16 protein-coding genes are annotated in these 20,644 nt (G+C 33.5%); 7 read left to right on the forward strand and 9 right to left on the reverse strand.

Features of this window, described 5'->3' with window-relative positions; all coding sequences use genetic code 11:
• Nucleotides 1-144: 144 nt before the first annotated feature.
• Entirely contained in the window at nt 145-2,034 is a 1,890-nt protein-coding gene (locus IPK14_21815; protein ID MBK7995912.1) for a long-chain fatty acid--CoA ligase, read from the reverse strand.
• Between the two features lie 168 nt (nt 2,035-2,202).
• Here IPK14_21815 and IPK14_21820 point away from each other — a divergent pair, with 168 nt between their 5' ends.
• From IPK14_21820 to IPK14_21845, 6 genes are all read left to right on the forward strand, one after another.
• Nucleotides 2,203-3,267 (forward strand): DUF4388 domain-containing protein, encoded by a 1,065-nt coding sequence (locus tag IPK14_21820; GenBank protein MBK7995913.1) that lies wholly within the window; start codon nt 2,203-2,205, stop codon nt 3,265-3,267.
• 167 nt (nt 3,268-3,434) lie between these two features.
• Nucleotides 3,435-5,765, forward strand: coding sequence for a LysM peptidoglycan-binding domain-containing protein (locus IPK14_21825; GenBank protein MBK7995914.1), 2,331 nt, complete (start codon nt 3,435-3,437; stop codon nt 5,763-5,765).
• 8 nt (nt 5,766-5,773) lie between these two features.
• Entirely contained in the window at nt 5,774-6,889 is a 1,116-nt protein-coding gene (locus IPK14_21830; GenBank protein MBK7995915.1) for an oxidoreductase, read from the forward strand.
• A 287-nt stretch (nt 6,890-7,176) separates the two neighbouring features.
• A complete protein-coding gene (locus tag IPK14_21835) occupies nt 7,177-7,542 on the forward strand; it encodes a hypothetical protein (GenBank protein MBK7995916.1) in 366 nt (121 codons plus the stop codon).
• Between the two features lie 65 nt (nt 7,543-7,607).
• Nucleotides 7,608-7,886, forward strand: a complete 279-nt coding sequence (locus IPK14_21840) for a hypothetical protein (protein ID MBK7995917.1) — start codon at nt 7,608-7,610, stop codon at nt 7,884-7,886.
• A gap of 104 nt (nt 7,887-7,990) precedes the next feature.
• Nucleotides 7,991-9,433, forward strand: coding sequence for an NADP-dependent isocitrate dehydrogenase (locus IPK14_21845; GenBank protein ID MBK7995918.1), 1,443 nt, complete (start codon nt 7,991-7,993; stop codon nt 9,431-9,433).
• 121 nt (nt 9,434-9,554) lie between these two features.
• On the opposite strand, the gene IPK14_21850 is transcribed toward IPK14_21845, so the two are convergent.
• The 5 genes from IPK14_21850 to IPK14_21870 form a co-directional block, all read right to left on the reverse strand.
• The gene (locus tag IPK14_21850) at nt 9,555-11,957 is read right to left on the reverse strand and encodes a VWA domain-containing protein (GenBank protein ID MBK7995919.1); all 2,403 of its coding nucleotides are present in this window, start codon (nt 11,955-11,957) and stop codon (nt 9,555-9,557) included.
• 74 nt (nt 11,958-12,031) lie between these two features.
• The gene (locus tag IPK14_21855; GenBank protein MBK7995920.1) at nt 12,032-12,691 is read right to left on the reverse strand and encodes a hypothetical protein; all 660 of its coding nucleotides are present in this window, start codon (nt 12,689-12,691) and stop codon (nt 12,032-12,034) included.
• A gap of 157 nt (nt 12,692-12,848) precedes the next feature.
• The gene (locus tag IPK14_21860; GenBank protein MBK7995921.1) at nt 12,849-14,405 is read right to left on the reverse strand and encodes a tetratricopeptide repeat protein; all 1,557 of its coding nucleotides are present in this window, start codon (nt 14,403-14,405) and stop codon (nt 12,849-12,851) included.
• A 47-nt stretch (nt 14,406-14,452) separates the two neighbouring features.
• Nucleotides 14,453-16,447 (reverse strand): hypothetical protein, encoded by a 1,995-nt coding sequence (locus IPK14_21865; GenBank protein MBK7995922.1) that lies wholly within the window; start codon nt 16,445-16,447, stop codon nt 14,453-14,455.
• A gap of 8 nt (nt 16,448-16,455) precedes the next feature.
• Complete coding sequence (locus IPK14_21870) at nt 16,456-17,901, reverse strand: hypothetical protein (GenBank protein ID MBK7995923.1); 1,446 nt, start codon at nt 17,899-17,901, stop codon at nt 16,456-16,458.
• 292 nt (nt 17,902-18,193) lie between these two features.
• Between IPK14_21870 and IPK14_21875 the strand changes: the two genes are divergently transcribed.
• Nucleotides 18,194-18,571, forward strand: a complete 378-nt coding sequence (locus IPK14_21875) for a hypothetical protein (protein MBK7995924.1) — start codon at nt 18,194-18,196, stop codon at nt 18,569-18,571.
• A gap of 74 nt (nt 18,572-18,645) precedes the next feature.
• Here the strand turns inward: IPK14_21875 and IPK14_21880 are convergent, their stop codons facing one another.
• The 3 genes from IPK14_21880 to IPK14_21890 all read right to left on the reverse strand — a co-directional run bounded on the left by IPK14_21880 (nt 18,646) and on the right by IPK14_21890 (nt 20,639).
• Nucleotides 18,646-19,833 carry a FecR domain-containing protein gene (locus IPK14_21880; protein MBK7995925.1) on the reverse strand — a complete coding sequence of 396 codons (1,188 nt, stop codon included), beginning with the start codon at nt 19,831-19,833 and terminating at the stop codon, nt 18,646-18,648.
• Between the two features lie 307 nt (nt 19,834-20,140).
• Nucleotides 20,141-20,443, reverse strand: a complete 303-nt coding sequence (locus IPK14_21885; GenBank protein ID MBK7995926.1) for a hypothetical protein — start codon at nt 20,441-20,443, stop codon at nt 20,141-20,143.
• Nucleotides 20,418-20,639: a hypothetical protein gene (locus IPK14_21890; GenBank protein ID MBK7995927.1), complete on the reverse strand. Its 222-nt coding sequence runs from the start codon at nt 20,637-20,639 to the stop codon at nt 20,418-20,420. Before IPK14_21890 ends, IPK14_21885 begins: the two co-directional genes overlap by 26 nt.
• Nucleotides 20,640-20,644: the final 5 nt, after the last annotated feature.

Below are 20,644 nucleotides of genomic sequence, written 5' to 3' on the forward strand. Positions count from 1 at the left end.
CTAGAAGAATGGATTTCTAACCATTGCTAAACTGCCACGGGAAATTTTTAGTAGTGTAAAGATAGAATTTACAGTTCGTTAGTCTATGCAACTGTCTTAATTGAGTCAATCTGTAATTCCGCAAATACCCTAATTACTTATTTTCTAGGTTGTGGAAGCAAATTCCTTTTCATACATACTATCTAGCAATTCTTGATATTTTTGTGTTACTTCTCGGCGTTTTACCTTTAATGTAGGAGTGAGTTCGCCATTTTCAATAGAAAAATCTCTAGGCAAAATACTAAATTTCTTAATTCTTTCATAAGAAGCTAATTCCCGGTTTTTTTTAGCAATTTCTTCCTCAATTAGCATACGTATTTGGTGTTTTTTTGCTAGTGCGGCTAGATCGCTAGTCTTTATTTTTTCTTTAGCAGCGTAGTTTGTAATTGTTTCTGGATTAAGTGTTATTAAAGCTGTTAAATAATTACGTCTATCTCCATAAACCATTGCATTATTAATAAATGGTGAACTTTTTAAAACATTTTCAATATTCTGTGGTGCAATATTTTTTCCTCCAGAAGTAATAATTATATCTTTTTTGCGATCAGTGATTATTAAGTTACCTTCATCATCAAAATGCCCAATATCGCCTGAATAATACCAACCATCAACAAATGCCTGTTTGGTAGCTTCTGGATCTTTATAATAGCCCTGACAAACTCCACCACCACGAATCAAAATCTCTCCATCTTCAGCAATCTTTACTTCTACATCAGGAATTGGTGTTCCAACCGTACCTACTCGTAAAGCCTCTGGACGAGTTATAGTAGCTGGTGCAGAGGTTTCTGTAGCTCCATAAGCTTCCATTACTGGCATTCCTACATTAGCAAAGAACTCAGAAATATTTACTCCAAGCGGTGCGCCACCAGAAATAATAGATTTAACTCTTCCACCTAAACGAGCGCGAATTTTTTCAAAAACTAATTTTTCTGCCAACCAGTATTTTAACTCTAAGACTATTCCTATTTTACGATGTTTTTGTTTTCGTTTTGCTACCTGACGACCAACATTAACAGCCCAAAGGAAAATATTGCGTTTAATCCAACTTCCATCCATTACAGCAGTCATTACACCATTATAAATTTTTTCAAAAAACCTTGGCACCCCGTAAAGAATAGTTGGACGAATATCTAAAATATCTGCTGCTACGGTTTCTAGTTTTTCTACAAATCCAACTGTCCCTCCATTATGTATAGAAAAATACAAACAACCCAATCTTTCTAAAACATGTGCAAGTGGTAAGAAAGAAATAAATGTTTCATGTTCTTGAACACCTGTAGCAACTGATGCCATAGTTGCACAAATAAAACTAATATTCTTGTGTGCTAGCATTGCTCCTTTTGGCTGTCCTGTAGTTCCAGATGTATAAATAATTATTGCTGTATCTTCTAAATTAAGTTTATTAATTGATTGTGTTAGCAATTCCTCATCTGTGTCCAAGTGTTCTTGTCCAAGTGCTAAAATATCTTCAAAAAATTGTAGTTTGGTCTTTTTAGGTAATTTTATTTTTTCTCCAACATCTACTAAAATTATTTTTTCTAAATATTTTAGTTCTTCTATAACTTCAAGTATCTTTTCTATTTTTTCTTGATTATCTACAATTAAAAATCTAGCTTCACAATGATTAAGAATATAAGCAATACTTTTAGCTGTACTGCTAGGATAAATAGCTACTGTTATTGCGCCTGCAATCATTACACCTAGATCAGAATAGGCAAATTCTGGGCGGTTAGCTGAAATTATTGCAACTTTTTCACCTCTTTCTAAACCTAGTGCTAGAAGTCCTGCTGCCATTTGTGAAACTTTTCTACCATATTCTGCCCAGGTTATATCTTGGAACTGACCATTGTTTTTGACTTTTAATGCAATTCTTTCTGGGTGCTTTTTAGCCCGTTGCAATAGTATTAAAGGTATTGCTTCTAAGGTTAAAGGATTGATTTGCTTTGTTTTAGTTTGTTCTTTCTTATTAGTAGTTTTGGATACACTTTTAGCCATAATTATTTATTTGTAGTTCTGATTGTAAGATAAATATTGCTTATAAAAATACTTGCTAAGGTTAATGCAGAATTAAGCGAGTTGACAACAAATTTGTTAAATGGCACATTGAAAAACCACAATAATTAAAAATTTATTTTATAGTTATCTATTTAGGTAATATACACTATGACATTATCTACTTTGCCCCCAGAAGAACTTGAATTTATAAGAGAATGTGATGTTTTTCTTAATTTAGATTTTGATTTAATTCAACAAATCGTTAGTCGTGGAGAAATTGTTACATTAGCCCCAGGAGCAACGCTTTTTGAGATAGGCCAAGTTGTTAGCAATTTTTATGTGGTAAAACGTGGGCTAGTTGAAATTTGCCGGCCTTCAGCAGAAAACCCTAGTGAAATACGCCCCGTTGCCTATTTAGGAACTTCTGATTCTTTAGGAGAAATGACTTTACTAATTGGTAGTACACATGGATCAATTGCCCGTATGCCTGAAGGAGGCTCAGTTTTTGTAATTTCTCGACCTACATTTTTACAACTATTAGATGATTTTCCAGCATTTACCAAATCTTTACTTATGGTTTTTGCTTATAGATTACAATCTAGCGTAAAAAACCAACGCATTGCTAAACGTCATTTACAAGGTAATTTAAGGTTTTTTGATTTACCTACAGTAATTCAAACTATTATTGCTTCTAAACTAACAGGAACATTAGTAATTACTAGCGAACAACAAGAACCTGTTGCAGAAGTTAATTTCTCTGATGGACAAGTTAAAAGCGCGTTTTTAGCAGATCTTTTTGGAGTAGAAGCATTTTTACAACTTTTTCAACCACCCCCTCAAGATGGATTATTTAATTTTAAGTCTGGCCCCATCCAACAATCAGATAGCCCCGCTTTAGAAATTAACTTCCCAACTATGAATTTATTGATGGAAGCCGTCCGACTGCAAGATGAATTAGCAGAAATGAAAAGCCGATTAAGTGATACAGATACCTTTATTCCTTTAGCAAGTGAATTAGATTGGGATAGTAAAGATTCTAATTATAAGGTTGCTAAAACCATTTGGGAACTTATTAATAGACAACAATATATTGTTACAGAACTTTGTGCAGCCATTGAACGATCTCATTATTATTGCTACCAAGTATTGCTACAACTAATTGATACTAATCAAATTAAGCGTATCCCACTTGATGATATAGAGCTAACTCCTATAACCCAAAATCTTACTTAGTAAGAGTAAGTAAAAATAAATAATCCTGCTTAAAGGTAACTTTTTATATTTTATGCCGATAATTACGGGCAAAATGCTAGGTTTTTTAGTTAGAAGTTATTCTTTACTATAAATATTTATTATCTTTATTAATTCTTAATAATTAAAAGTCTTATAGGTCAATTAACATGGAAATAAGCGGGCCAAAAATAAACAATTTCGTTAATTTAGATAGCGAGTTACTAGAAACTGGTACATCTACCAAAGCAAATCAAACAGAAAATGTTTTACCTATTGGTGTAGAAGTTAAAAAATTTTCTCCTAATGGTGAAGGAAAAAATAAGTTTGATTCTTCATTATCAGACAGTGATAGTCCTACTAATATTGGAGCATCTGCTAGTAGTTTAGCAAAAGTATCTGAAGAATTACTTGTTAGTGGAAACTTTAAGTTGTCTTTAGATAAGAAAAAATCAGGTGAGTTTCCTAAGTTTAACAATGGTAATGATTCCCAATTTCCACCAGGACAGCTAAAATCTCATGGTAATAAACATAAACCTGATTTTCCTTCTAATCCTTTAGAAGTAAAAGACAAAGTACCAAATAATACCCCAAATAATTCCAATAATAGTCCTTTGCCTAATCCCTCTTTACCGCCACCTATTGTTAGACCAAAGGCTAACGAATTGCCTCAAATTAATCAAAATAATTCTGCTAAAAATAATTCCAGTAACTCATTAGAAACTAATTTTAATCAATCAAATTTACAACAAACTCTTAATCAACAAACCGTAGAAAAACAAATACTTAAAACAGAAAATAAACTAGATAAAGTATTTAATAAAGATTTAGATAATGATCTAACTAGAAATCCTCGTGCAGACAAAGCACCTCCATCTAAATCAAATAAACATGCAGAAAACTCATCTGCAAATTCTCCAACTTCTATTGACGAATCAGAAAATACTTTAGAAATAGAAATTACCCAATCACTAGAAGTAGAACAAGATGTAGAAAATAGCTTAGGTAAAACAGATGAATTTCCAATTGATAATGAGCCTGTAGATGTAGACCCAAATCAATCTGCTCGCATAGGTAAAGGTAGAGGTAAAGATAACTCTGCTGATGTAGTCTTTAATAATATAGATGTTTTAGGAGATTCTGATAGCTTAGATAACCCTATCAATAACAATGACTTACTAGATAATGCTTTAAATGCAGCAGTAGGAAAATTTGCTGGTAAAAATAGCTCTATCCTTACAAATACAATACCTAATCCTGAAATTTTGGACACAGAAAATCTTGACCTAAATAATCCTGAAGTTATAAATAATCCAAACAAATTTGTAGGTTCAAAACAAATTCTTACTAACCTTCCCTCTAGTCCTGCTTTATCTAATCCAACAATTCCAACAGATAAAGCAGATGTAAATATCACTAATCAAACTTCCCATGCTTCACTCTTAAGTAAGTCTTCCTTTTTAGCACAACAATCAAAAACAACTGACCCAAATAGCATTGCTAATTTAATTGCTACCAGCAATACTAAAGTCCTTATGATTCCTGTTGGTCAAAGCCTTGAGCAAGTAGCTTCAGAACTAGGAATGAATGTATTTGATTTACTAAAAGCTAATCCTCAACTGCTAAAAGATCCTCTGCTCTTTGCTGGTCAAAAACTTAAAGTACCTAATCCACAAGACGGCGTTAACTTAACTAATAATTTAACTAATTTAGCTAATTCAAATAATAGTTTAACTAACGGCCAACAATCTTTAACTAATCAAGTAAACTCACTTGCTAACCAATTATCAGCAAGTCCACTGAAGCAAAAACAATTACAACTTGACCCAACAAAAGCTAATTTAGGCTCAATTGCTAATGCACAAGTAGAAATAGCTAAAGCTAATAGCAATCTTCCTCATCAAGGACATTTACGAGTAGCAGAAACTGAACGCGGCATTAGTGGTATTGATCGAGCAAGTGAAAAAACTACTCCAACGGTTAAACAAAATGAAAATTTTGCTCCTACATTTGGTGTTTTTGCTAACCGGGACATAGAAGAAGAATATGTAGAAAATCGGCCTCAATCTAAAAGAAAACTTAATCTACCTGAGCCTTTTGATGAATGGGCAGATCATATTTATTCAGCAGCCGACAAATATGATTTAGAACCATCTTTAATTGCTGCAATAATTTGGTGTGAAAGTGCGGGTAGAAACATTATAAGTGGTCATAGTCATGGCTTAATGCAAATAGATGCACGTCGTTACGATACTTGGTTAAAACTTAATGAAGATGGCTTAAATCCTGCTACCAATATTGATTTTGGAGTCTCCATTTTACGTAAAAATATAGATTATTTCGGTAAAACTGCTAGTGGCATTGCTGCTTATAATTGTGGAATAGATCTAGTAGAAGAAGCCATTATTTTAGGTAAAGGTGTAGATTATTTTACTAGCGATAAAAATTATTCCTTTAGAGTATTAACACAACAAGATTATTTCCGTCGTTTTTTTGATTAATTTGATTAATGAGAAACTCTTATTTATCTGTTTTAGTAAAAATTCTCTTTGTTTTAATAGCATTGTTTACTCTTGCTTTTGCTAAACCTTTAGATTCTTTAGATTTTTGGCAATTACAGCAAAGTAATTCTAAAGCAAATTTACGTGGCTTAAGTATTGTTAGCAGTAAAGTAGTATGGGCAAGCGGTAGCCAAGGAGACTGCCTAAAAACCATTGATGCTGGCAAAACTTGGACAAGCATTTCCATTCCCGAAACACAAGACCTAGATTTTAGAGATTTACAAGCCTTCGATGAAAACACAGTTTGCTTGCTAAGTATTGGTGAAGGCGAAAAGTCAAGAATTTATAAAACCTCTGATAGCGGAAAAACTTGGAAATTAGTCTATAAGAACACAAATCCAAAGGCTTTTTTTGATGCTCTAGCCTTTTGGGATGAAAAACACGGGATTGCTTTTAGTGACCCTGTTGACGGGCATTTTCTAATCATTACAACTAGTGATGGTGGAGAAACTTGGCAAGAAATCCCTCAAAAAAACATTCCTCCTGCCCTAGATGGAGAGTCTGCTTTTGCTGCAAGTGGTAGTTGTATTACCGTTTTTGGAAAAACTAACGCTTGGATTGGCACAGGTGGCACTCAAGCACGTGTTTTTCGCTCAACAAATCGTGGAAAAACTTGGGAAGTCTCTAACACCCCTATAATTAGCGGTAGCAGTTCTACAGGAATTTTTTCTCTTGCTTTCAAAGACGCTAAAATGGGTGTCGCGGTTGGAGGAGACTTTCAAAACCCAGCAGAAACTAAAAAAACGGCTGCTTATACGACTGATGGCGGCAAGACATGGCAGTTAGTTAAACAAACTTCAAAAAGTAATATTTCTCCTCTTCCAAATGGCTATCGCTCAAGTGTTGCTTATTTACCTACTAATAAAAATCTTCTTTTAACAGTTGGACTAAATGGAACAGATTATTCTTTAGATGGTGGACGAAGTTGGAAAATGGCTAACTCAGAGGGTTTTAATACATTTGCTTGTCAAGCTTTAGAATGCTGGGCAATTGGAGCAAATGGAAAAATAGCAAAACTTGAAGCTAAAAAACTTCTGCAACAAGTTTCTACAACGAGTAAATAAAGTCTATAGAAAAATTCAAGTCCCAAAAATTTAACATTTTTTAATAAATGTTAAACAATCTGTCTTTTTTTGAATAAACTGCTTGGTAAAACTTACCTATACTATTAAACAAATTCCCACAACACGTTATTTTACTATTAAATAGCCCAGAATAATTTAAGCTAAAGTTTTTGGCACGTAGGTTGCTATCACAAAATGCGTAAAAATAAACAACATATAGCTTAACTAATGTTACGTAGCTATATAAACCTACATTGAACTAAATAGAAAATAACTGGAGGTAAAATATGAAAAACCCTTTTAATTATTGTTTTTTAGTTATCGCCCTAGTGTTTGCGTTTAGTGTTCCTTCTTTTGCACTTGAAAAAGCCAGAACTATTAATATTTCAAAGGATTTAATAGTAAATGGCACTTTAGTAAAAAAAGGTGAATATAAAGTTAAATTTGACAGTCAAACAAATGAAGTTTGGATTTTAGATGGTAAGAAAATGGTGGCTAAATCTCCTGCTAAAATAGTAGAAAGAGATTTTAAGGCTAGAACATCTGAATTAAGAATCTCAGAGGAAACAGGAAGTAGTATTCTTAAAGGTATTACTTTTCCTGGAGAAACTAGAACTATAGTCTTAGAAAATGATGCACCTGCTAACCCTTAATCTTCAAGCTATTTACTTTGAGTAAATAGCTTGAAATAACTAAACAAATATAGCTAGAGGTAAATATGAAAACAACTTTAGATTTAATGGTAAATGGCACTTTAGTAAAAAAAGGTGAGTACAAAGTTAAATTTGACAGTCAAACAAATGAACTTTGGATTTTAGATGGTAAGAAAATGGTGGCTAAATCTCCTGCTAAAATAGTAGAAAGAAATTTTAAGGCTAGAACATCTGAAATAAGAATTTCAAAAGAAACAGGAAGTTGGATTCTTAAAGATATTACTCTTCCTGGAGAAACTAGAACTATAGTTTTAGAAAATAACATACCTGCTAACCCACAATAACAATTTGTAAGTGTTTTGATAGTTCAATACATATATTGAACTATCAAAACACAACGTCTAAAACCTCTTTATAAATAAATTTACTACTTTTGAGGAGAAAACAAATGTCTTATAGACCAAGAATCACTGTTGCTAAAGGCGATGGTATTGGCCCAGAAATCACTGATGCAACATTGCGAATTATACGAGCAGCAAAAACACCTTTAGATTATGATTTTATTGATATAGGCGAAAAACTTTACTCAAGAGGAGTGTTATCTGGTATATCACCTAATGATTGGCAAATAATTAGAGAAAATAAAGTTTTGTTAAAAGGGCCTATAACAACTCCTCAAGGTGGTGGATACAAAAGCTTAAATGTCACTATTCGTAAAGCTATTGGGTTATTTGCTAATGTAAGACAGTGTAAATCTTATACTCCTTTTGTTCCTTCAGCTTATCCTGGGTTAAATATGATAATAATCCGAGAAAATGAAGAAGATCTTTATGCTGGTATAGAACATCAACAAACACAAGAAGTTACACAAGTCTTAAAATTAATTACACGCCCTGGGTCAGAAAGTATTATTCGCTATGCCTTTGAATATGCTAAAGCATATGGTCGCAAAAAAGTAACTTGTATGACTAAAGATAATATTATGAAAGTTACTGATGGACTATTTCATAAAATTTTTAATCAAGTTGCTAGTGAATACCCTGAAATAGAAAGTAACCACCAAATTATTGATATAGGTGCAGCTAGAGTTGCCGCACAACCTGAGAGTTTAGATGTTATAGTTACACTCAATCTTTACGGAGATATCCTTTCTGACATTGCAGCCCAAGTTGCTGGATCAGTTGGTTTAGCTGGTTCAGCTAATATAGGTCGTGATGGAGCAATGTTTGAAGCAATACATGGTTCGGCACCTGATATAGCAGGCAAAGGTATTGCTAACCCATCAGGATTAATTGTTGCTGCAACACAAATGTTAGTTCATATTGGACTAGGCGAATATGCAGAAAAAATAAAAAATGCTTGGTTATGCACTTTGGAAGATGGCATACATCCAGCAGATATCTACAAATTAGGATTAAGTAAAAGATTAGTTGGAACAGAAGAATTTTCTGATGCTGTAATCGAAAGGTTAGATAAGAAACCTCGTTACTTAGAGCCTGTTAGCTATAAAGCTACAAAAATAAACTTTACTCTTAAACCTATTACAAAACAAAAGAAAGAACTTGTAGGAGTAGATGTATTTTTAGATTGGGATAAAGAAAACCGTGATCCAAATTTTTTAGGTAAACATTTGGAACAAACATCAGAACTAGGATTTAAGTTAAAAATTATTACTAATCGTGGGGTAAAAGTTTATCCAGATGGATTTCCAGAAACTTTTTGCACCGATCATTGGCGTTGTCGCTTTGTTTCACAAAAACCAACCACTTCTTTTGAAGAAATATTGTTGCTACTAAAATCAATTAACCAAATGGGATTTGAAGTAATTAAAACTGAACATTTGTATAACTATGATGGGGAAAGAGGCTATTCACTAGGTCAGGGCGAATAATTAATTTAAAGAATGAAAATTTATCTTTGTGCAAATATTTGTTTGGGTTAGGTTTAGAGTTATAGCAATGACTATAACTCTAAACTTATTTTGGTAGAAAAACTATCGTATCTTTAGAAGATTAAGGTCTGACCCGAATAATTTCATAATCTACTTTTCGTTGTTCAACATTAAAACGTCCATCACGTCTATTTATTCTTACTTTAATAGTGTGTAGTCCGTCTGATGCTGGGTCTGGGTAGTAGTAAAGAATATATTGGCTACGTAGTTCTTTGGTGATTTCATCAAATGGCACATCAATATCAGGACGATTTTCTCTTAAGTCAGTTAAGAAATAACGTCCGCCTGTGCTTTCACAAAGTTGGCGCATTTCTCTTTCTTTAACATCTGTAAAACCATCTCTGCCTTGACCTTTGATACCAATGACATAGACATTTACTTGAGCAAGTCTAGCAGCAGCAATAGCTTGTTTAAGGCTTGCACGGCTAGTTGTGTCTTCGCCATCGGTTAGTAAAATAATTACTCGGCGTTTATTTTCGCTAGAATTTAGTCTTGCAGCCAAATCTCTTACTGTATCATAAAGACTTGTTCCGCTATCGGTTGCTTCAACTTCTACAGCAGCATTAACCGCGATTGGTGTTTGATAGCGAATTTGGTCAATTGCTTGAGCAATTAGGTTTTGATCGCCTGTAAAGTTTTGTAGCACACTCTTACGGTGACTAAACGAAACTACCGCAGTTCTATCACCATTTCGCATAAACTGATTGATAAAATCCCGGGCGGCTTGACGTTGGCTTTCTAAGCTATATTGTTGGCTACCACTTACATCAGCAACTAAAGCAATACTTATTGCTGTATTTGGATTAACTGATTGTGTTGTAGTAGTTTGATCAAAGACATCTTTATCAAAATATTCTATTGCCTGTACTCGTCCATTATCTTCTACTACTACATCTTCTTTTCTAAGATCTGTTACATAAGAATTATTATCAGACCTAGTAACAATGATTGGAACGCTAACAAGTTCTGTATCAGTAATATCACGAACAACTTCTGGATCTACTGGAGAAAGTGAAGGTTTAGCAGGTGGTGTAGGAATTGGTTTAGGTTGATTATTACAGAAAGGTAGCGAACTATTAGCAGAAGTACGGATTTTTACATCTACACGTCGATTTTGTGCTTCTGCTGTATTATCAGGAGTATTTACAGGTAGAAAATTAGGATCTTCACCTCGACCAACAACTATATCTGAAAGTTGGTCTAAGAGTTGCTGACGTTGTGCTTTTGTATCTGGTTCTTCTTGTAAATCTCTGATTTTGCTTTTCTTAGGTGCTTTTTGATTAGCTACTCGTTGAGTTTCTGATAAATAATTAGGAAACTCCCCATTTAGTAGACGATTAGCTAACTGTAAGATTTGCAAATAGTTATTATAAACTGGATCGTTTGGCTCCATCGTTTGAAGGCGATAAGCAAAAAATAGACGCATTATTTCTAAAGCTCTTTGCTCAGATAGCCATTTATTATACTCATCACCATCAACCGTATCTGTATAGCCAATAAATTGAAACTGAGCGTCTTTGTAAAGCACTTGCAGAAGCATTGCTAATTGTGCCATGACTGGACGAGGATCTTTTTGTCTTTGAATTAACAAAATATCTGCATCAATTTGAGCTAATCTGTTAGGGTCGCTAGTAGTTCTTCGCTCTTGTCTAAGGGCGGCTTCCCTAGCAATTAATTCAAAGGATGTTGCTTCATTGAGGGCTTGACCTCTTTCTAAAGAATATTCGCCGGTTGGGAATAAAATATCAGATTTAAGCCTAATAATTTGGTCTTGGCCTTGGGTTGTGATGTCGCCAACTTGTTGAATTACTCTAGTTAGCTCGTCACAAATTTGTTGAAGGTCACGAGTTAGACGGCGGTTCTCAACCTCTAATTTACGTGCATATTCTTCATATTGAGTAATATAGGCTTCTTGCTCTTTGATATGTTTATTTAGTCGCTCAATTTCTTTAATTAAAGTTTCCTTATCGCTACCAAGTCTTAGTAAATCACCTCGACGACCGCGAATTTCCGCGCCTAAATCGTCAATCAAGTTAGTTAGGATATCTTTTTCTGTTTCAATTCGAGTTAGAGCAATACGACTAGCAGCAACATTAGCATAAGCTTGAGCAGCAGCAGCAAATTGAGCAGCAATCCTAGCTTTTTCAATTACAGGCAAAATTCTTTCTTCACGCTCTTCTTTTTCAATAATATTTCTTGCTTGTTGTTGTGCAAAACGGTAAGCGTCTTCTGCTTCTTGCAAAGATTGTTTAGCACGTACTTCTTCAAAAAGAGGTAGTCTTAAACGTTCTTTTAACTCTATCTCCATTTGTTGTCTAATTAAAGTTGCCGCTTGTGGATTAAGTAGTTCTGCGGCTTCACTAATCACTGGGTCTGAATATAAAAGTCGGCTTTCTTCAGCCGTGTTAAGCTCAACACGTGCTATAGCTAGTGCCATCAAAGCTTGCCGTAAATTGTTACGCATTTGACGAACACGTTTAGTTGCTTGTCCGTCGGTTTCTGTTAGTAAAGGAGAAAAATCACCTATTTGATACTGGTTTAGTGTTTTTCAATTCCATCAGGAATTAAAGAAGCATTATAAGAAATAGCATCACCAACAGCTAAACCCTTGTTGGAAGTGTCGGCTGGTTGTGAACGGCTTACATAAAGCACTTGTTTACTAGGTTTAAGCACGCTGAAATGTGGTTCAGCAGTGATCATCATACCAAAAACTGCTTCTGTAGTAGTACCATCTACATAACCAAAATCTTCTCCAAAGCCGTCTTCATAAAGTATTTCTCCAATTTTTCTAGTTACTCCATGTGGTGTTACTACCCAAAGTACATAGGTATGAAAATATGGGCCATAAAGTTTAGAAGCTCTATTAGGTAGCTCAATTTTAGTGCATAGATTACAAACATCTACTTCAGTAAATCCACCTTTTACTTCTACTTTTACACTACCACGATTATCTTTAGTTACAGTACCATCTTTAATTTTTCCTTGTTCTGGGTCACTAAGGCTACGAAATTCTATTTTTGTTGCACCTTTACGGGAACGATATTCTACTTGTATGCCTGGCGATTCCACCCTGACAACGTTGGTTTCGCTGTTGCTAGGATTTTGCTGGACTGCTCGGCGGTTTCTACTTTGAGCTAGTACATTGGTGAATAAACACACCACTATAAAAGCACTTAGCCACAACCTGCTTTTTGGCATATCCCCTCCTTTTACATTTTTAACTTCCAATAGTGTAGTGTTGCAGAAGCCACTAAAAAGGTTGCATCCCGGACTAAATATTAATTGTTATATTTTGCAGTTATTTGGAAAGGTGGTTTGTAGCCTGATTTGCTTCTAAAATCAGGCTACAAGCAAACTATTTTTGGTATTCAGCTTTTAATATCTTAAAATCTGGCATTTTTGCTAAAGGCTTTAAGTCTACATCGTCCATATCTATTTCAAGTTCTGTATCTAATTCAACAGCCTTTTTTAAGCTTTCTATTGCTTGCTGTTTATTTCCTAATTGAGCTAGAGCGCAAGCTTTTTCAAAATGTGCTTCACTATAATCAGCTTCTAATTTAATTGCTTGTTCAGAAGCTTCAAGTGCAGACTTAAAATTACGAAGTTTGCGGTTAAGATAGGCTATAAAAATATAATCGTAGATTTCTTCCTTAAGTGCTAATGCTTTTTGTCGTGTTTTTAGTGCTGCTTCGTATTTTTCTTGTTCATTTTGTATAGAAGAAAGCAGACTTAAAGCCAATTTACTAGTATTAAGCTGTTCTGGAAAGTTACTTACTATAGTTTCCAGTTTTTCTAAATCTTCTTTTGAAGAATCATAGAAAAAATCCACTATAAAGCTAAAAGCTTCATCTAAACTTGGAGCAAGCTTTAACACATTTGCAAAACTTTCTTTAGCTTTTTCTACGTTAGATTGCTTAATGTAAAGTTTGGTAAGTGCTATATGGTAATCAAAGTTTTTATCATATCGTGCAATTGCTTGATAATAAGCGTTTTCTGCCTCATCAAAACGTTTGAGATTTGTCAAAGTGTCCCCAAGTCTTTCCCAAGGTCTAGGATCTACTGGTGTTAACTCTGCATAGCGTTCTAGCAATGGAATAGCTCTTTCAAGATTCTTATCTTCATTAAAAATTCGCCTAGTTGATAAAAAATAAGTTGCAGCAAATTGCGGCCATTGTGTCATAAGTTCTTGGAAAAGTTTTTGGGGGACTTCAAAATTAGGCTCTTCTTTAGGTCTTTCATTACCAGCAAGTTGATTTACGTATATTTTATTAATTTCTTTTTCTTGTAAAATACTTGCTTTTGCTAACAATAAATGTGGTTGATTGTTCTTAGCTATTAATTTATCAAGTTCATTGATTACAAAATCAGTATTAGAGCTTTCTACTAGTTTTATAATTGGCAACCTTTCTTCAATTACACTTTTTACAGTGTCGGCAAAAATTGGTAATCCATAGTCATTATTTTTAATTTCGACAATGTACCAAGCTTCACCGCGTTTTACTAAATGAAAATCTAAAAATCTATTCTCATTATCTAGTGCAAAAATATTAGCTTCCTGACTTTTAACTTCACTTTTTAAGATTTTAATTTCTCCTTTTAATTTTTTTAGCTCTTTTGCAAGAACACGTTCAAAACCACTTACAACTGAAGCACGTTGTTTTTCAGTTAATTTAATAAGGCTATTTGCACCTAATACATTTTCAGCTATTAAGCTTAAGTCAAAAGCCATTTCTTCAGGAATTTGTGAATCTTTATTAGTAATTGTTGTTATTAGTTTTATTGGATCGCGTTGGAAATCAGCAACAAAAGGACGTGCTTCTAAGATTTCCATTTCAATTTGATTTAGCATAGCGTAACTAATAAAAGTGTCTGTATCATCAAAGCGCAAATGTGTTGCGTCAACATAGTCCATTAGTCCCCAGGTTGGGTCAACTTCTACCCATTTGCCTAAGTAAACTTCTACCGAGCATGAGAGCCAAAAGACCCTCCGCTAAGTGCTGCACCTGTTACAACTCTTGCTGGCAAGCCACAAGCGCGAGCAAGAGCAACATAAAGTTCTGAATGCTCAAAACAATCTGCCTCACGTGATGTTAAAGTCTCAACTGTATCACTTTGAACTTTCTTCCATTTTAAGTTGCTGTATGTCCATTCTCCAAGTTTTCGCGCTACGCTACGGCTATCTTTATCATCTCCAACAATTTGTTTTGCTAGCTCAATAATTTGTGGATCATTTGAATTAATGCGACTTGTTGCACGTAGATAAGGAACAAATTCATCTGCTGTAATTGGCAACACAACACTTTGATTATCAGGAATTTGACGCGCACTAGATTGTAGAATTAAATTATTTTCATTAGCAGTTTCTACTTGTTGCCAAGGAAACTTCTTAATCTCATTTTGAAGACCAGAAATAACTTCTGGCTTTGTTTTAATACGTAATTTTAAGGACTCTATACGGCTTGATTCTATAGGATTAATACCTTTTGCAGATACAATAGCATTAGCAACATCAAAATCATTTACTTGTTTTGTTAGTTCACTTACAGAATAGCGTCCTTCTCGGTCAAAAGACACAGCTAAACGACCCTCTAAGTTATTGTCTTTTATAGATATTGAAGCACGTTGACTATGAAAAGCCCTAAGCATTGCGCCCATCGCATTTAGTATGTCTTTAGCCATTGCATTATTACTACTAAGACTTGCTGCTTCATTAAAAGCACTATCAAGATTATAGGTAGCAAACAAGGCTAGATTATCTGAAATAGCATCTGTTGAACGAATATAATCGCGGGTGCTAGCAAATTTTTCTGGCTTTTCTAATAGTTTAAGTGTTTCTATGCTATCTACAAAAATCATATAGTTATCAGTTACACTAAAAACAAATTCATAGCCATCTGCTTTAACTAATGCAACCGGCCAACCTGAGAACGTTACAAAAGGTAATTTTGTTAAATTCTTAAAAATTTTATTGTTGCGAAACTGATTAGCAAGCGTGTTGTCTTTTAGCTTTAAGGCACAAGCTATTGCTGGTAATTTAGAATTATTGTCCTTGCTATCCTTATTATCTTTTTCATCTTTTTTGTTTCTAGTAATTAAATCAGCTATAACAGGTTTAATACTAATAAGAGCAAAAGCAACTTCCCCTTCTAGTTGAGAAAGTATTGTTTTTTCAATTTCTATGTCTAAAGGATCTTGGGCTTTTTTATTTACCTGTCCACTAGATAATTTAAGCAAATTCCAAAATTTTAGTGCATCGATCTTTGTTCCAGCATAAAAAATTGTATTGTTTGGAAACAATTCCCTAGCCGCGCTAAGTTCCCAAGGCTTAAAGCTTGTAATTGTGTTAGCAAAAGTTTGTGAAGAAAGGTTAAAACTAAATAAAGTTTCACAAGAATTTTTATTAATTTGTAAAGCCCCTATTTCATTACCAATAAGAGTTACTAGATTTTCCATAAGTGGAAGTTGTTTATCTTTAGCATCTGTAGTTTTAATTAATTTTCCTAGTTGGCTAAAAAAAACTATTTCTCCTGTTTGTGCTTTTACCTGTACAAAATCTTTATTTGTTCCAATAGTGTTTCCTTGACTTGCAGATAAAATTAAATCTGCAATAGCTTCTTGAGAAGAAGTAACTATTGCTGTATCACCAAGATAGAGAACAAAAATACTACTATATTCTGTTGGTTTTCCTTCAAAAACACTTAATTTCTTAATTATTGTCAATGGTAAGCTATTGATTAGGTGATGCTCAAAATATAGTTCTTTATGAAGTGGTTTTATTTCTCTTTCCTTACCTTCAAGATCGGAAAAAGCTACTGCCATTCCAACAGGAAGCATTGCTGGAAGAATTGTGGCTATACGTGCTGCCACTGCACTAAAGGTAGAAAATGACTCAAAATCGTCAAATTGATTTTGGTATAAAGCTAGCAATCGCTCAAAACGATTCTTATCGGACACAGAAGCTATTACTGCACTATGAGCAGAAATATTTTCTGTCTTTTCATCCTGGGCCAGGCTGCTAAAGCTATAGGAGATTTAAGGTTAATACCTATTGTTGAACTTATATCACTTGTAGCATTAATTTTAAGTTCTTCAGCAAGACGGGTCTTTAGCGTTTTAATAATTAAAGCTAATGTCATTTGATCACGAACTGTATTTAATTGAATCCCTGAAAGAGCAGTGTCAAACTTTTCTAAAGCCTGCTGAAAATTTGGTGTCATTAAATAATGCGTTGAGTCTTTTGGAAAAAGTGTTTCTCCTGTAGTTGGAGCATTTACCAATTTAGAAACTAACTCAGAATTTAAGCTATCCTTATTAATTAAATTATCTAATTTAGTCAATTCGCTTAATGGTTCTTTAGCCCAATCAGCTAATTTTCCTGTTTTAATGGCTTCATCATAGATAACTTGCCGGACGTTTTGCTCATTAAATGCAGCACTTACATGTAAAATTACACCTGGTTTATCTATTAAATCAGGTAATTTCTTTTTAAGGAGATTGAGCGCGTCTAAACCTCTTGTTGCAAAAGCTTGTGCTGCAATTGTGCTGCAATAACTATCTTTGTCAGTTAATGCCCAAAGTAGTATTTCATCAAATTTTGGGTCTTTTATTTTGCTTATTTGTAGAATGGCTTCTGCCCGCACCTGAGGATCGCTATTTGTAAGAAGATCTATTGCTATGGCAGGAGATTTAACAATTAATTCTGTAAGTTCTTTTGTCCATTCTGACTTGGGAATATTAAAATCTCGAATTTTTTTAGCAACATTAATAGCAGCTAATTCACTACCTGCAACGGTTTGATCAGCAAACTTAGTGCGTAAAGTTTCAAATTCCCTATCCCAATGACCCCTAGCACCAATATTAATTGTTTCTACTATACGTTTAATATAAGGCTCAAATTTTTCTTTGTCAGCAGGGTCAAATGCAAAAATAAAGTTATAAGCTTTTGGCCCAACAACCGTGACCCAAACCGTTTCATTGGCAACACGATCATTAATTTCAATCTCAAAATGAGCTTCACGCGCTTCAATCCCACCTATTGAAACGGTTCTAAGTGAAAAAGTTTCTTGGTTGATTGAATACTTGCGAAATCCTTGAAGTAATGAAGATGTGTAATTAGCTATTCCATAACCATCAGCAATATTATCTATAGCAATAACAAAATTAGGCCCTTCTGGAACTATGCTAAAAGCTGTATCTCCATTAGCATTCTTTTTTTGCTGCCACTCAGCCGGATACCAAAAACTGTAACCTTCTTCTAGATTCACAAATCGAACAAAGTTTCCTGTTGGTAGACTATAGCTATTCCATTCTATTTCTCGCTCTTTACTTTGTGCAAAAACATCAACTGCTAGACTAAACGAGCTAAGCACTAGGAAAACAAGTGTAGCAATATAGCGACTATTAAACATTTAGACAAATCTCCCACATCATTTGTTTTAATCTTAATACCTTAGTTAATAATGGCTAATGATACGATTATTTACTTTTAGTGGCTAGTTTTTTTGCAAAATCTATTAAATTTAATATAACTACCTTCAATTACAATGGTTTAGAAATTTGCTTAAAAATCCTGGAAATAATTGCAAACTTTTATCAACTTCTGCGAACTAATATTTTAAAGTCACGTTAACAGTGTTAACTAACTTGCAGGCGTTAAGTGGCCTACAAAATATCAAAAAATTAATCAAATAAGGGGTCAATATGAAAAAAGCATTTAATTTAGTAATGGTATTAGTAGCAAGCGTAGTATTTTTTAATGGATTAGCATATGCTGAAGGAAAAGGTAAAAAAGTAGATATTAGTAAAGATGTAGTAGTCAATGGAACAGAAGTAAAAAAAGGTAAATATGAAGTAACATTTGATGAAGAAAAGCAAGAAATTAGCATTTGGAAAGGTAATAAATTAGTAGCTAGATCTAATGCTCGTAAAGGTTTACTTAAAAATAAGGCTGTTGTTAATCAATTAATGACAAGTAAACAAAATCAAAATGATATGCTTAAAGGTATTATTTTAGCTGGTGAACAAGAAACTATTTTAATTAATACCAACAATACTGTTAATGCTGCTCCTCAACAATAATTATGATTAAAGAAATTTTAAGTAAATAGGGTTTGCCGTTAACTTGCAAATTCTATTTACTTACAAAACAACTCTTAAAGTTTTTCTATTAATTTGCCTGTATTGCCGCTAGGATCACGTGCTTCAAAAACAATTTGACGTTCAGCATTAGGTGATAAAGTAACATCTTTCTTAAAATGTCCTTTAGCGTCCACTTCTGTAGGAATATTATTAATTCTTAATACAACACCTGGAGTAGTATTTCCTTCTATTTCCCAAAGTAGCTGAGTAATCATATTTTTCTTAGTAAGTTGGATCTGGATTTTTTCCTCGCCTTTACGTTGAACTTTAATTCCAAAAGGTTCACTCCACTTACCTTGAAGACCATCTGTAGTCACAGCTTGAACTCTCCAAAAAATAGGCCCATTTAATGGTTTTATCCATTTATATTTAGTTTCTTTGATATCTAAAGCTTGAAGCTTGATAGATTGTTCAGAAAAAGAAATATTAGAAGCAAGTGTTAAGTTATATTTTTCAGCATTTGGTATTGGATCCCAGATAAATTCTATTGGTTCACCTGGATTAACTAGCATTTCTTTTGCATTAATTGGGCTACCTAATTTGGGTGGAGGAGGTAAATTGTTAATATTAACTCCTGTTTTATCAATTTTAGCTACTTGATCTGCTGAGATTGTTTGCTCTGTATTGCCTAATAAATTAGCTAAACCGCTAGTTACTTGAACTGTAGTTTGTCCATCTTTATTATCTAAATCTACATCAGAATTTTTTTCTACTCTAACTTTAGTTCCTTCAGAATCAATAATATGCTTATTGCTATCTTCTGAAGTATTAACTTTTACCCCTCCTCCTTGTAGCTTATTAGTTATTCGTTTATCCTTGCGGGAATCTTCTGTAATAATCAATGTTGAGCCAGCTTTAATAGTATATTTAGTTCCATCTAAATACTCTACTAAGGCAGAAGATCCTGAGCTTGTTTGGATAGTATCGCCTTCTTTTAATGCCATATCCTTTGTTGCTGGCAATGCTTCGTTTGTGCCTCGTTTAATAACAGTTACATTTCCATCAAAACGGATAAATTTTGCTACTCTATATGCGTCTGGTTTACTTTCTTCAATAATTTGTGTAACCCAAACCTTTACTCCATAACCAACAACAGCTAAAACTAAAATGGCAATCACTGTAAAAATAACTTTTTTGATGGTTTTTTTTTGAATAACAAACCATTCTTCAGTAAAACCTCTTCTATTTTTTTGGGTTGACATACCTGTAAACCTGTATAAGTTTTTTACTTTTCACCTAGCAAACTAAGTTTGCATTATTTTTATAAATTAATTAGCAAAATTCCAAGTATCTTAGCATTTTTTTATAAAAAATACTTTTTAAAGTTAAAAATATTAAGCATTTTTATAGTATTGATGGAGCTTAAAATTAACTTGATATTTGTTTAAGTTTAATTGTATTACACAAGAAAATCATCAAGTATTTTTGCTAGTTCTCTTATAACAGTGAAAACAAAAAATAGGAAGCTTTAATGGCTTCCTATTTTTGAAATCCAAATTTCTCTAACACTCAAAGTTTTTCTATTAATTTACCCGTATTGCCACTAGGGTCACGAGCATCAAAAGTAATTTGACGCTGGGCATTAGGCGATAAAGTAACATCTTTCTTAAAATGTCCCTTAGTATCTACTTCTGTAATTTGATCATTAATTCTTAGTACAACACCTGGTCTAGTATTTCCTTCTATTTCCCAAAGTAAATCTGTAATTTTATTTTTCTTAGTTAATTGAATATCAATATTTCTCTCACCTTTTTTCTGTACTTTAATTTCAAAAGGTTCACTCCATTTACCTTGAAGACCATCTGTAGTCACAGCTTGAACTCTCCAAAAAAATAGGCCCATTTAATGGTTTTATCCATTTATATTTAGTTTCTTTGATATTCAAAGCTTGAAGCTTGATAGATTGTTCAGAAAAAGAAATATTAGAAGCAAGTGTTAAGTTATATTTTTGAGCATTTGGTATTGCATTCCATCTAAATTCAATAGTTTCACCTGGATTAACTAACATTTCTT

This window comes from Blastocatellia bacterium (assembly GCA_016713405.1).
In the GTDB taxonomy this organism is placed as follows: domain Bacteria; phylum Acidobacteriota; class Blastocatellia; order Chloracidobacteriales; family JADJPF01; genus JADJPF01.